Consider the following 12,678-nt stretch of genomic DNA (forward strand, 5'->3'; position numbering starts at 1 on the left):
CCAGCGTAACCTCTCACGGAGTCAATGTCATGCACGCACTCATCGTTGTTGCTCACCACGACCCGCAATCCCTCACCCACAGCGTGGCGGCCCAGGTCGCCGCCGGCCTTGCTGCGTCGGGCCACACCTTCGAAATGGCCGACATCGCCGCCGAAGGGTTCGACCCGCGCTATAACGCAGCCGACCATCGGGTACACCGTATGCGCGCCACGCCACCGGCGGACGTACTGGCTGAACAAGCCCGTATCGATCGCGCCGATGCGCTGGTGCTGGCATTCCCTATCTACTGGTGGTCCATGCCGGGCCTGCTCAAAGGCTGGATCGACCGCGTGTTCATCAACGGTTGGGCGATCGATTACGGTCCCGATATGCCGGTGGTGAAGAAATTGCGCCACTTGCAGGTACACCTGCTGGCCCTGGGCGCTGCCGACGACGGAGCGTTTGATCGACACGGCTACGCCAAGGCCATGCGCACGCAAATTGACTACGGAATCTTCGATTACTGCGGCGCGCAGGTGGTCACGTCAGCGCTGTTGCTGGATTCGGAAAGCGGCGGGGCGCAGGCGCATCTGGAGCAGGCCCGGGCCTTGGGCGAGGGACTGTTTGAGACCGAGACAGTCGCCGGTTGATTCAACCTTCGCGAAACAAATCGTGGGCGTCGAGCAGGCGGTAAGCGATTTCCGGCTGATTCTCCAGGCCTCGACGAATCGCGGCCGGGATCGATTGGCGGGTCTTGCGGCACAGGCCCGGTAGCTCGTCGATGACGATCTGGATGCCACGCATGCTCTTGACCTCGGTGTGACCCGGCGCGATATGCACGCGGATGCCCAATTGCTGGTACATCAGCTGTTGCATGCGTTCCAGGTCTTGCAGGCTCTTGAGGTGTTCAAGGCGGTCGAGCAGTTTTTTCTCTTCCTGCCGCGTGAGGTTAAGGATACGCAGGTCGGCGCCCGGCGCTTGCAGCAGCTCTTCGCGGTCGCAGACGCAGGCGCCGGGTGGGCAGGGTTGGCGGATTGTCATGTGCAGTGCCTCCCCATTCCGACGCCGAGCCCTCAGTAGCTCAACTGAACCCCAAGACTGCCCAGGGCCTTCCAGTAATCAGGATAGGTCTTGGCGACGCAGTCCGGGTCCTGGATGCGAATCCCCGAGACCTTCAGCCCGGCCAGGGCAAAGCACATGGCGATGCGGTGGTCGGCGTGGGTGTCGATCAGCGCGTTGCAGGCGGTGCCGGCCAGGGCAGGGTCGCTGGCTACCAGCAGGTCGTCGCCTTCGATGGTCGCCAGGCCAGGGCGGATCTCGTTGAGGCCGTCATGCAGCGCCTGTACGCGGTCGCATTCCTTGACCCGCAGGTTGGCCAGTTCAGTGAAACGCACGGGTGTGTTGTTGAACGCCGCGAGCACTGCCAGGGTGGGGATGGCGTCTTGCATTTGCGAACCGACCACTGTCGCCTGCATGTTCGGGAACTGCGCGATCACGGCCTGGGCCTTGGCGTCCGGCTGGGTGAAATCCTGCGCGGCCACGCCGATGTCGATGCGGCCACCGGTTAACACTTCAGCGGCCCACAGGTAGGTGGCGGCAGAGGCGTCGGGTTCGATCAGGTAGTCTTGGGCGGTGTAACCGGTCGGGGCCACGCGCCAGGTGGTGTCGTCGACTGCTTCGACCTTGGCACCGAAGGCGCGCATGCAGTCCAGGGTCAGGTCCACGTAGCCACGGGCACCGATGTCCTTGCCGGTCAGCGCCACTTCAATCGGCGCTTCGCCACAGGCCGCGAGCATCAGCAGGGCCGATACGTATTGGCTGGACAGGCCGCCGTCGATCTCGAAACGCTTGGCTTTGATCTTGCCGACGCCGTGCACGGTGACGGGTGGGCAACCGGTGGGGCTGTCGACCTGGATGCCGTTCTGGCCGAGGGTTGCCAGCAGCGGGCCGATCGGGCGTTTTTGCATGTAGTCGTCGCCGTCCAGTACCACGGTGCCTTCCACGGTGGCCACGGCGGCAGTGAGGAAGCGCATGGCAGTGCCGGCGTTGCCGAGGAACAGGGGCTGTGGCGGCAGTTGCAGTTTGCCTTGGCCGGTGACGACGAAGGTGGTGTCGTCGGGTTCGTCGATGGTCACGCCCATTTGGCGCAGGGCTACGGACATGTGGCGGGTGTCGTCGCTCTTGAGTGCGCCGCTGAGGCGGCTGGTGCCTTTGGCCAGGGCGGCGAGCAGGAGGGCGCGGTTGGTAATGGATTTGGAGCCGGGGGGCGCGACCTTGCCATTGAGCGGGAAGTTGGGCGGGGTGACGGTCACGGTTTTCTGCGAACTCAAGGTACAGGGCTCCTGATTCAAGGCACGGGCGGCGGGCGGAGTTGAATAATCGGGTATAGATGTGGTGCTTGTCGAGCTTGGGGTCATGGGCGCTGATATTTACTGGGGGTATATCGTTCCAACTGTGGGAGCTGGCTTGCCGGCGATGGCGTTTGTTCGGTGTACATATCCGTTACTTGGGTAACGGCGGCTTAGGGTTCCGCCCTTACGGCGGCTCACTTTTGATAGAGCGCAAAAGTAAGCAAAACGCTCTTGCCCCAACACTCGGCACCTCGCTTAGGCTCGGTGTGCCCTCACTCCGGCTTGAGTCCGTGGGCCGCCGCGATGGGCCATCCTTGGCCCAGCGCGGCTAACCCGGCGTCCTGCCGGGTTACCCACGGATTCAAGCCTGCGTTCGGCCAGCGTGTTTGACGGGGCGCCTAAGATCAAAATCAAGATCAAAAGCACAGCGGCCTGACAGCCGGCTTGAGTGGTGTGGAGCAAAGGCAAAGGCAAAGGCAAAGGCAAGCGCAGTCCACTGTGGGAGCTGGCTTGCCGGCGATGCAGGCGCCTCGGACCCAGCAGGCTGTTATCGCTTCGCCAACCAGTAATCATGCAGTGCGCGCGCTGCCGGTTCGATTTCGCTGACGCGTTGCTGGTGTGCCTGTACATCCAGGTCGGCTGGGAGTTCGAAGTTGTCTTGTTCGGCGCACCAGGAGATTTTTTCCAGCCGTGCAGCCTGTTCTGCCGGCAGTTCCGGCCAGTTGCCGATGGCGGCGCCGCGGATGTAGCCAAAGCACCATTCTTCGGCAAGGGTCACGGTGTGGCCTTGGTGTTCGGTTTCGTCGAAGCGGGCGTTGAAGCCGGCGGCGTCGGTCGCCAGTTGTGCGGCCAGGGTGTTGAGGTGGCGCACGCACAGTTCGAGGAAGCTTTGCGCTTCGTCCATGTTGTCCCATTCCGGGTTCTGGCCGCCCCAGATCGCGGGGAACCACTCGGCCACGTCCACCTGGACCGGGCTGGAGACCAGCGCGGTGAAGTAACCGTCGAGTTCGGCCAGGTTCAGCACCGAGTGGTCGTCACCGTACTTGAGCAGGGTGTTTTCGATGAATTCGAATTCGGCGGCGGTGAGGGGTTGGGCGTGCATGGGGCATATCCTTTAAACGTCGAGCGCCGCGAATGGGGCGGCTTAAAGCGCGAAGGATGGCGTGTGTGCCGGGTTTTATCCAGCCTTTTGCAGCGTTTCTACCCGCGCCGTTGGCACAGCTTGCTCACACACATCGAACCCACCACGGCCAGGATGATCGGCACCAGGAAGTCGTGGTCGATGCGAGTGAACTCCGCTACCAGCACAATCGCGGTCAACGGCATGTTCATGCTGGCGGCCAGGAAGGCGGCGGCGCCGATGATTGCGAATGCGCCCAGGGGCACGCCGGGCCAGACCAGGCTCCAGGCGCCGCCGAGGATGATTGCCAGTAAGGCGCCATTGGCCAGGCCCGGGGTGAGCAAGCCGCCTTCGGCGCCGGCGCGCAGGCTGCTGGTGGTGATCAGTACTTTGACCACCAGCAACAACGCCGCCAGGCCTATCGTCAGTTCGTTGTCGAAACCCAGCTGCGCCGGGCCTTTGCCATTGCCGAGGATTTGCGGCAACAGCATCGCCAAACCGCCGATCAGGGTGAAGTTGATCAATGACAGCACCGGCAGGCGCCAGCCCCTGGCGGCATTCGCTCGCGCCTTGCCGGTGAGTCGCGTGAAACCGTACGCCGCCACGCCGAAGATCGGGCCGCAGACCACCGCCCAGGCAATCAGGGCAGGGTTCAACACGAAGTGCGGGACTGCATATTGCGATTGCGCACCCAACCCGATCCACGCCACCGAGGCTGCAATCGCTGAAGTCGCCAACGCAATCACCGCCGCCGGCCAACTGAACGCGCCCACCAGCACTTCCAGCACGAACACCGCGCCACCCAGCGGTACGTTGTACACCGCGGCCAATCCGGCACCGGCGCCGCAGGCGACGATCAGGCGATGCATCTGCGGGTCGAGTCCAGCGCGCAGGGCCAACCAGGTGGCGGCCAACGCCCCGAGTTCCCGCGGTGCCACTTCACGCCCCAGGGGCGAACCCAGGGCCACGGTGATGATCTGCAGCAAGGCGTGGGCGAGCGTGGTCTTGGGTGGCATTATCGGCATCTTCTCCGACACCGCTTGCTTGATGCTCACCAGCGGCCTGTCGTAACGATAAATCGCCCACCAGCCCAATCCCGCCACCAGGCCGCACACCACCAGCACCAGCAGCCGCCGCTCAGGCGGCGCCGCCGTCACGCCCAGCAGGAAGGTTTCATGGCTGACCAGGCTGTCAAGGCTATAACCGTAGGCCAGGTGCTGGATACCATGCAGCAGCAACGCCAGCAACATCCCGCCCCATCCGGCACCGATGCCGGTCAGCACGACCACCAGAGCGAGAATCAAGGATGAGCGAAACGGGGTCGGCATAGGCAGCTCCAGGCAATGGCCCTGATTGTATAGCCGATAAATCGGCTGCCCTGGATGAAATGTATTGGCGCTGCATGAACCGCACGCCCACAACATTCCATTACCTTTGCCCGTCCCGTTTTTGGCCGATGTGCCGTCACGTTCCCTTGTTATAGTTCGGGCCTTATCACTCGCCAGTCAGGGATCACTGCCATGTCCGAATACCAAGCTTTCGTCGTCGAACTCACCGGCAACGTTGCCCATGTGCAGATCAACCGCCCGGAAAAGATCAACGCGATGAACGCGGCGTTCTGGACCGAAATCATCGACATTTTCCAGTGGGTCGAAGACACCGACGCCGTGCGCGCCGTGGTGCTGAGTGGTGCCGGGAAGCATTTCTCTTCCGGCATCGACCTGATGATGCTGGCCTCGGTGGCCAATGAATTCGGTAAGGACGTGGGCCGCAACGCACGCTTGCTGCGCCGCAAGATCCTTGAGCTGCAAGCCTCGTTCAATGCGGTCGACAACTGTCGCAAGCCGGTGTTGGCGGCGATCCAGGGTTACTGCATCGGTGGTGCAATCGACCTGATCAGCGCCTGTGACATGCGCTACGCCGCCGAAGGCGCGCAATTCTCCATCAAGGAAATCGACATCGGCATGGCCGCTGACGTCGGCACCCTGCAGCGCCTGCCGCGTATCATCGGCGATGGGATGCTCCGTGAGCTGGCCTACACCGGCCGCCAGTTCGGCGCCGAGGAAGCGCGCAGCATCGGCCTGGTCAATCGCGTCTATCCCGATCAGGACAGCCTGTTGGCCGGGGTAATGGAGATTGCCCATGAAATCGCCGCCAAGTCGCCGATTGCCGTGGCCGGCACCAAGGCCATGATCAGCTACATGCGTGACCATACAGTCAATGACGGCCTGGAATACGTTGCCACCTGGAACTCGGCTATGTTGCAATCCAACGACCTGCGCGTGGCCATCGCGGCCCACATGAGTAAGCAGAAACCCGAATTCGTGGATTGACTGACATGACCCCAGGCTGGATTACCACAACGCTGCTGGACAACGACACCCCTGGCGGCTGGGCCGTCGCCCGCAGCCGCGACGGCTTTTTGCATGACACCAACGGCCCGCTGTTCCCCCGGGAATGGCTCAAGCGTCAGGACCTGTCGGTGTTCGCAGAACACGGCATCGGCCACCTTGACGGCGAGCCGGTGTACCTGCTGGAACTCAATGCACCTGCTGAAGTGACGGGTTGCAGTTGGCAGGGGTTGCGCGGTTTCATGCTGCAAGGCGATCACACCCTTTACAAGGTGCTGGGCTACGCAGCGCAGATCGGCACCTGGGCGCGGGAACACCGGTTTTGTGGGAGTTGCGGCCAGGCCATGGTCCAGGTCCCACGCGAGCGCGCGATGTTCTGCCAGGCCTGTGACCTGCGCAGCTACCCGCGTATCTCGCCGAGCATGATCGTGCTGGTGACCCGTGGCGACGAGATCCTGTTGGCGCGTTCGCCACGCTTTGTCACGGGGGTGTACAGCACGTTGGCGGGGTTTGCCGAGCCGGGCGAGTCGGCCGAAGACTGCCTGATCCGCGAAGTGCGCGAGGAAGTGCAGGTGGAGGTCAAGAACATCCAGTACATGGGTAGCCAGTGCTGGCCGTTCCCACATTCGATGATGCTGGGCTTTCATGCCGAGTACGCCGGGGGCGATATTGTGCCCCAGGCTGATGAGATCGAGGACGCGCAGTGGTTCAACATCCACGACTTGCCGCCGTTGCCGGCGTCACGTTCGATTGCGCGTTACTTGATCGACCTGTATTTGGCCCGCCGACTAGGTCACGCTGAACCAGTGCTGCCAGGCTAGGCGCACCGTCAGGCCGAGGACCACGGTGATGAACACCGGGCGAATGAATTTGGCGCCGCCGCTGATCGCGCTGCGTGCGCCAAAGAATGCGCCACACATCACCGACACGCCCATGGCCAGGCCGACGATCCAGTCCACCGAACCATTGATGATGAACACCGTCAGCGCCCCCGCGTTGCTGACGAAGTTCATGCTGCGCGCCACACCGCTGGCTTTCACCAGGTCGATGGGGTGCAACAGCATCGTGCTCACGGTCCAGAACGCCCCGGTGCCGGGGCCGGCCACGCCATCGTAGAAGCCCAGGCCGAAGCCCTGGGTGGATTGCCATTTCTTCTTGATCGGTGCATCGGCGTCCACTGGCGCCTTGGGCGTGCCGCCGAACAACAGGTACACGCCACAGGCGAACACGATCACCGGCAGCATCTTGTTCAGGGTTTCGGCCGGCAGGTAGTGGGCGACCACGGCGCCGGTCAGCGCACCGATCAGCGTGCCGACAATGGCATGCACCCACTGGCGCGGATGGAACAGCTTGCGCCGATAGAAGGTGAAACTGGCGGTGGCCGAGCCGAAGGTGGAACTGAGCTTGTTGGTGCCCAGTACCAGATGCGGCGGCATGCCAGCGGTGAGCAGGGCGGGCGTGGTGAGCAAGCCCCCGCCGCCGGCGATGGCATCGATGAAGCCGGCGATAAAAGCGACCGCCGCCAGGATGGCGAGGGTGGTGAGGTCTACGCTGAGTTCGAAGGGCATGGGTTGGGCTTATTATTGGCTGGGCGCTAAGCGAAAGGCCGCCATCTTACTCGCGGGGAGTCTGCAAATCCAAATGTGGGAGGGGGCTTGCCCCCGATGGCAGTGCTCCAGCTGACTCATCTTTAGCTGACCCACCGCTATCGGGGGCAAGCCCCCTCCCACATTTGAAGAGTGTTCACCGGGTCATTTGTGTGTTCCCAGCCACTCCAGTGCCGTGCGCCAGATACAAATCCCCAGGAAATACGCCGACATCAGCGACCACAAGCCAAACGTCCACGGGTTGGTGTTCGGGTAATCCATCACCATCAAGAAGCTGCACAGCAACCAGATCGTGGTTACTGCGATATTGATCGGCATGAACCGCTTCACCCGGAACGGGTGCAGGAATTTCATCGGCGTCACGGTCAGCAGGGCCAGGCCGATCACGGTGAGCAAGGTGACCCAGGCTTCCGGCTGGATGATATAGACGCACAAGGCCACCACATTCCACGCGGCGGGGAAGCCGACGAAGTAGTTGTCCTTGCTCTTCATATTGACGTTGCAGAAGCAGAACAGCGACGACACCAGGATCACCGACACGGTAAACAGGTGGGTAAAGTCCGGCAGGTCGATATAGCGATAGATAAACAGGGCGGGGATAAACACATAGGTGAGGTAATCGATCACCAGGTCCAGCACCGAGCCGTCGAAGCTCGGCAATACCGTGCTCACATTCACCCGTCGCGCCAGTGAGCCATCAACCCCGTCCACCACCAGTGCCAGGCCCAGCCATAGCAGGCAGGCCTTGGGTGAGTTTTCCAGCAGCGCCAGGGTGGCCAGGAAGGCCAATACTACACCGGTGGCGGTAAAGCCGTGGGCGCCCCAGGCTTTGAGTCTGGCTACATGCAGGGTCGATATCACGGGCGGTTCTCCAAAAGGTGAAACAGGGCAGCCGACGACGTGACGCCGTCGAGTCTGGCCGGGGAATGCAGGTATCGACCGGGAAGGGGGTAAGAAGGTTCACCTCCCCGGTGTATCACTTAGCGTAGCAAGCGTAGGACGTTTCGGCATCAGCCCTGGCGGAACACCAGTGCCTTTAACCCACTTTGTGGATCGATATCCGGAAATTCCGGCGGGTTTTCCAGCCGCTCCACAAAGCGCAGGCCCGGTGCTTCGCGTGTGACGCCGTCGATCAGGAAGTCTTCACCGAAGGCCGGGTCGTTCATGCACGCCAGTACGGTGCCCTGTGGCGTGAGCAGATCCGGCAGGCGGCGCAGTACGCGCTGGTAGTCCTTGGTCAACAGGAAGCTGCCTTTCTGGAACGACGGCGGATCGATGATCACTAAGTCGTAGGGGCCGTTGTTGGTGACCTTGGCCCAGGACTTGAACAGGTCGTGGCCCAGGAAGCTGACGTTGCCCAGGTCATGACCATTCAGGCGATGGTTGTCGCGGCCACGGCTCAGGGCGCCACGGGCCATGTCGAGGTTCACCACGTGGTCGGCGCCGCCTTCGATGGCCGCCACCGAGAAGCCACAGGTGTAGGCAAACAGGTTAAGCACGCGCTGGCCCTTGGCCTGCTCACGCACCCAGTTGCGGCCGTAGCGCATGTCGAGGAACAGCCCGCTATTCTGTTTTTTACCCAGGTCGATCAGGTAGTGCAGGCCACCTTCGGTGATGGTCAACTCGTCGACAGGGTTGCCCGACAGCCACTCGGTGGTGCTTTGCGGCAGGTAACGGTGTTGCAGCGCGATGGTGTAGGTGCCGAACTCGGTTTGCAGCAGGTGCTTCAAGGCTTCCAGTTGTGCCGCGTCCGGTTCCTTGAATAACGCCACCAGCAGCACGCCTTGCAACCAGTCCACCGTCAGTTGCTCCAGGCCCGGCCAGCAACGGCCACGGCCGTGGAACAGGCGGCGGGTTTCAGCCGGTGGGGTCGCCAGGGCGGTGAGCAGGTGGGTGTGCAGGGTGGCGAGTGCGTCTGGGGTCATCGTTAAACGTCGGTCGTTGAGCGGGCGGCATTTTAAACACAATTGCGGGCTTTCGTCCTGCTTGAGCATAACGTGCTGCCAGAAGCAAAATTGGCAGTGATTCATGCTCAAAATTCAACGTCGAGCGCCTGATAACAGGCAAAAAATCCTCCAGCACCGACATAAACTGGAAAAAAAGCCCGGAGGTGCCCATGAACGGTTTCACGAATGCGGTGATTGATCAGCAAGAGTTGGATGAGTGGCGCGACGCCCTGGCGTCCCTGGTCACGCACGCCGGCCCGGCGCGGGCTCGGCAGATCCTCGACTTGCTGGCGCAGGATGCCAGTGCGCCGCATATCGATTGGAAACCGCACCACGGCACGGCCTACATCAATAGCATCAGCGTCGAGCAGCAACCGGCATTCCCCGGCGACCTCGCGACCGAAGAACGTCTGGCCTCGCTGGTGCGCTGGAACGCCTTGGCCATGGTGGTGCGGGCCAACCAGGCCTACGGCGAACTGGGTGGCCATATCGCCAGTTACGCCAGCGCGGCGGACCTGTTCGAAGTCGGCTTCAACCACTTTTTCCGCGCACGGAACGAGGGCTTCGGCGGCGATCTGGTGTTCTATCAGCCGCATTCCGCGCCAGGCATCTATGCACGCGCCTTCCTTGAAGGGCGTTTGAGCGAAGACGACCTGGCGCACTATCGTCAGGAGATAGGCGGGCCCACACAGGGCGCACGCGGCCTGTCCAGCTACCCGCATCCGTGGCTAATGCCCGACTTCTGGCAGTTCCCCACCGGTTCCATGGGCATCGGTCCCATTAGTTCAATCTTCCAGGCGCGCTTCATGCGCTACTTGCAGCACCGCAACTTGCAGGACACCACCGACCGTCACGTCTGGGGCGTCTTCGGCGACGGCGAGATGGACGAACCGGAAAGCATGTCGGCCCTGACCCTGGCCGCCCGCGAAGGCCTGGACAACCTGACCTGGGTGGTCAACTGCAACCTGCAACGCCTCGACGGGCCAGTGCGCGGCAACGGGCGCATCATCGATGAACTGGAGGCCTTGTTTGCCGGCGCTGGCTGGAACGTGATCAAGTTGGTGTGGGGCTCGGACTGGGATGCGTTACTGGCCAAGGACGCTGACGGTTCGCTGGTCAACATTTTATCCAACACCGTTGACGGTCAATTTCAGACCTTCGCCGCCAAGGATGGCGCCTACAACCGCGAACACTTCTTCGGCCAGAGCGAGTCCCTGGCCCGGCTGGTCGAGGGCATGAGCGATGAGCAGATCGATCGCCTCAAGCGCGGCGGCCACGACATGGTGAAGATCCACGCCGCTTACCACGCCGCACGGCGGGTCAAAGGCAAACCCACGGTGATCCTGGCCCAGACCAAAAAGGGCTTTGGCATGGGCGAGGCCGGGCAGGGCAAGATGACCACCCACCAGCAGAAGAAATTGGACCGCGACGCGTTGATCGCCTTCCGCAATCGCTTCCAATTGCCGCTGTCCGATGAACAGACCGAATCCCTGAGCTTTTTCAAACCGGCCGAGGACAGCCTGGAGTTGCGCTATCTGCACCAGCGTCGCACGGCGTTGGGCGGCTACGTGCCCAGTCGCAGCCAGGTCGCCGCCCCGGTCAGCGTGCCGGCCATATCGGGTTATGCCGGCTTCGCCACGGCTGCCGACGGCAAGGAAATGTCCACCACCATGGCCTTCGTGCGCATGTTGACCAACCTGCTCAAGGACAAGGCGCTGGCGCCGCGCATCGTGCCTATCGTGGCAGATGAAGCGCGCACGTTCGGCATGGCCAACCTGTTCAAGCAGATCGGCATTTACTCCAGTGTCGGCCAGCGTTACGAGCCGGAAGACATCGGCTCGATCCTCAGCTACCGCGAAGCCACCGACGGGCAGATCCTGGAGGAGGGCATCAGTGAAGCCAGCGCCATCAGTTCCTGGGTTGCGGCGGCCACCAGTTATTCGGTGCATGGCCTGCGCATGTTGCCGTTCTACATCTATTACTCGATGTTCGGCTTCCAGCGCGTCGGCGACCTGATCTGGGCCGCCGCTGACCAACGTGCCCGTGGCTTCCTGCTCGGCGCCACCGCCGGACGCACCACCCTGGGTGGCGAAGGCTTGCAGCACCAGGACGGCAGCAGCCACCTCACTGCGGCCACCGTGCCCAACTGCCGCGCCTACGACCCGGCGTTCGCCGGGGAATTCGCGGTGATCCTCGACCACGGCATGCGCCAGATGCTCGAACACGATGTGGACGAGTTCTACTACGTGACCCTGATGAACGAAAACTACCCGCAGCCCAGCCTGCCAGACGGAGTTGAAGCGGCGATTATCAAGGGTATGTACCGTCTGCAAGGCTCGGCCGATGCCCAGGTGCGCCTGCTCGGGTCCGGCACGCTGGTACGCGAGGCGCAAGCGGCGGCACAGTTGCTGGCGGATGATTGGCAGGTGACGAGCGACGTGTTCAGCGTCACCAGTTTCAGCGAGCTGGCGCGGGATGCGCGGGAGGTGGAACGCTGGAACCGCTTGCATCCGCAGGCCGTTGCGCGGATCAGCCATGTGAATGAATGCTTGCCCAAAGGCGTGCCGGTGATTGCGGTGACTGACTATGTGCGGGCAGTGCCGCAGATGATTGGCGCTTACCTGGATTCCAGCTACACCGTACTGGGTACCGACGGCTTTGGCCGCAGTGATACACGGGCGGCGCTGCGGGATTTCTTTGAGGTGGACCGCCATCACATTGTGCTGGCGGCGCTGACGGCGTTGGTGAAGCAGGGGCGTCTGGAGGCGCGGGTGTGCCAGGAGGCGATTGAGCGTTATGACCTGCAGGCCGAACGCGCAGCCTCCTGGAATTGCTGAGTTAAAAACTGGCTATCAGTGGAGGCCCAAAAGCCTCCCTGATAAACCCCGGGGCGATATACCGCTCGTAATGCGCCTCGGACAGCAGGAAAAACTCCCGGTCAATCGCATCCCGCAGATCCGCCAGGCTGCGCTCGCGGAACTCCGGCAGCAACGCCAGCCCATACGCGTCCAGCTTGGAAATCACCCGTGCACCGCGGGCAATCAGCTGATACGCCCAGCAATACGCCGACTGGTGCGGCATGAAGCGGATCTTGCGCGACTCAAGCTGCTGGCGCAGCAGGTGCGCATCAAACACCTCCAACTTGCTGGCCATGACCTGTACCAGCAGTTGCTCCAGGCGCAGCCAAACCGCCTGTTTCTCGTCGGCGTTGTAGCCGTTCCACTGGATCACTTCATGGTGGTAACGCTTGCAGCCCCGGCAGACCAGGTCCCCGTAAACGGTGGAACACAGGCCGACGCAGGGGGTCTTGATGGTTTGATTGGG

General features: G+C 62.5%; 12 protein-coding genes. 4 read left to right on the forward strand and 8 right to left on the reverse strand.

Going from position 1 to position 12,678, the window contains the following annotated elements:
* Window positions 1-29: 29 nt before the first annotated feature.
* Entirely contained in the window at window positions 30-629 is a 600-nt protein-coding gene (locus tag WH299_RS21680) for an NAD(P)H-dependent oxidoreductase (RefSeq protein ID WP_339500043.1), read from the forward strand.
* Between the two features lies 1 nt (window position 630).
* Here WH299_RS21680 and WH299_RS21685 read toward each other — a convergent pair whose 3' ends face one another.
* The 4 genes from WH299_RS21685 to WH299_RS21700 form a co-directional block, all read right to left on the reverse strand.
* Window positions 631-1,020, reverse strand: a complete 390-nt coding sequence (locus WH299_RS21685; RefSeq protein WP_028615963.1) for a hypothetical protein — start codon at window positions 1,018-1,020, stop codon at window positions 631-633.
* Window positions 1,021-1,052: 32 nt separating this feature from the next.
* On the reverse strand, window positions 1,053-2,309 hold the full coding sequence (aroA, locus tag WH299_RS21690; RefSeq protein ID WP_339551256.1) for a 3-phosphoshikimate 1-carboxyvinyltransferase: 1,257 nt from the start codon (window positions 2,307-2,309) through the stop codon (window positions 1,053-1,055).
* A gap of 568 nt (window positions 2,310-2,877) precedes the next feature.
* The gene (locus tag WH299_RS21695) at window positions 2,878-3,432 is read right to left on the reverse strand and encodes a UPF0149 family protein (RefSeq protein ID WP_339551257.1); all 555 of its coding nucleotides are present in this window, start codon (window positions 3,430-3,432) and stop codon (window positions 2,878-2,880) included.
* A 98-nt stretch (window positions 3,433-3,530) separates the two neighbouring features.
* On the reverse strand, window positions 3,531-4,778 hold the full coding sequence (locus WH299_RS21700) for a chloride channel protein (protein ID WP_339551258.1): 1,248 nt from the start codon (window positions 4,776-4,778) through the stop codon (window positions 3,531-3,533).
* A 192-nt stretch (window positions 4,779-4,970) separates the two neighbouring features.
* Between WH299_RS21700 and WH299_RS21705 the strand changes: the two genes are divergently transcribed.
* Entirely contained in the window at window positions 4,971-5,783 is an 813-nt protein-coding gene (locus tag WH299_RS21705; RefSeq protein WP_028615967.1) for a crotonase/enoyl-CoA hydratase family protein, read from the forward strand.
* A 5-nt stretch (window positions 5,784-5,788) separates the two neighbouring features.
* Window positions 5,789-6,622, forward strand: a complete 834-nt coding sequence (nudC, locus tag WH299_RS21710; RefSeq protein ID WP_339551259.1) for an NAD(+) diphosphatase — start codon at window positions 5,789-5,791, stop codon at window positions 6,620-6,622.
* Here the strand turns inward: nudC and WH299_RS21715 are convergent.
* The 3 genes from WH299_RS21715 to WH299_RS21725 form a co-directional block, all read right to left on the reverse strand.
* Window positions 6,590-7,369, reverse strand: coding sequence for a TSUP family transporter (locus WH299_RS21715; RefSeq protein WP_028615969.1), 780 nt, complete (start codon window positions 7,367-7,369; stop codon window positions 6,590-6,592). The two genes, nudC and WH299_RS21715, sit on opposite strands and share 33 nt — an antisense overlap.
* 183 nt (window positions 7,370-7,552) lie before the next feature.
* Window positions 7,553-8,269, reverse strand: a complete 717-nt coding sequence (pcsA, locus tag WH299_RS21720; RefSeq protein WP_122727476.1) for a phosphatidylcholine synthase — start codon at window positions 8,267-8,269, stop codon at window positions 7,553-7,555.
* Between the two features lie 149 nt (window positions 8,270-8,418).
* Window positions 8,419-9,333, reverse strand: coding sequence for a class I SAM-dependent methyltransferase (locus tag WH299_RS21725; RefSeq protein WP_339551261.1), 915 nt, complete (start codon window positions 9,331-9,333; stop codon window positions 8,419-8,421).
* 191 nt (window positions 9,334-9,524) lie between these two features.
* Here WH299_RS21725 and mdeB point away from each other — a divergent pair, with 191 nt between their 5' ends.
* Window positions 9,525-12,191: an alpha-ketoglutarate dehydrogenase gene (gene mdeB / locus WH299_RS21730; protein ID WP_339551263.1), complete on the forward strand. Its 2,667-nt coding sequence runs from the start codon at window positions 9,525-9,527 to the stop codon at window positions 12,189-12,191.
* Window position 12,192: 1 nt separating this feature from the next.
* Here mdeB and WH299_RS21735 read toward each other — a convergent pair.
* A partial coding sequence (locus WH299_RS21735; protein ID WP_339551264.1) for a DUF1289 domain-containing protein occupies window positions 12,193-12,678 on the reverse strand: 486 nt, incomplete at its 5' end.

This window comes from Pseudomonas sp. MYb541 (genome assembly GCF_037479595.1).
In the GTDB taxonomy this organism is placed as follows: domain Bacteria; phylum Pseudomonadota; class Gammaproteobacteria; order Pseudomonadales; family Pseudomonadaceae; genus Aquipseudomonas; species Aquipseudomonas canadensis.

Coding starts and splice junctions, on each gene's coding strand:
- nudC (WP_339551259.1), top strand. CDS start 5,789: ATGACCCCAGGCTGGATTACCACAACGCTGCTGGACAACGACACCCCT.
- WH299_RS21700 (WP_339551258.1), bottom strand. CDS start 4,778: ATGCCGACCCCGTTTCGCTCATCCTTGATTCTCGCTCTGGTGGTCGTG.
- WH299_RS21680 (WP_339500043.1), top strand. CDS start 30: ATGCACGCACTCATCGTTGTTGCTCACCACGACCCGCAATCCCTCACC.
- mdeB (WP_339551263.1), top strand. CDS start 9,525: ATGAACGGTTTCACGAATGCGGTGATTGATCAGCAAGAGTTGGATGAG.
- WH299_RS21685 (WP_028615963.1), bottom strand. CDS start 1,020: ATGACAATCCGCCAACCCTGCCCACCCGGCGCCTGCGTCTGCGACCGC.
- WH299_RS21725 (WP_339551261.1), bottom strand. CDS start 9,333: ATGACCCCAGACGCACTCGCCACCCTGCACACCCACCTGCTCACCGCC.
- WH299_RS21705 (WP_028615967.1), top strand. CDS start 4,971: ATGTCCGAATACCAAGCTTTCGTCGTCGAACTCACCGGCAACGTTGCC.
- WH299_RS21695 (WP_339551257.1), bottom strand. CDS start 3,432: ATGCACGCCCAACCCCTCACCGCCGCCGAATTCGAATTCATCGAAAAC.
- WH299_RS21715 (WP_028615969.1), bottom strand. CDS start 7,369: ATGCCCTTCGAACTCAGCGTAGACCTCACCACCCTCGCCATCCTGGCG.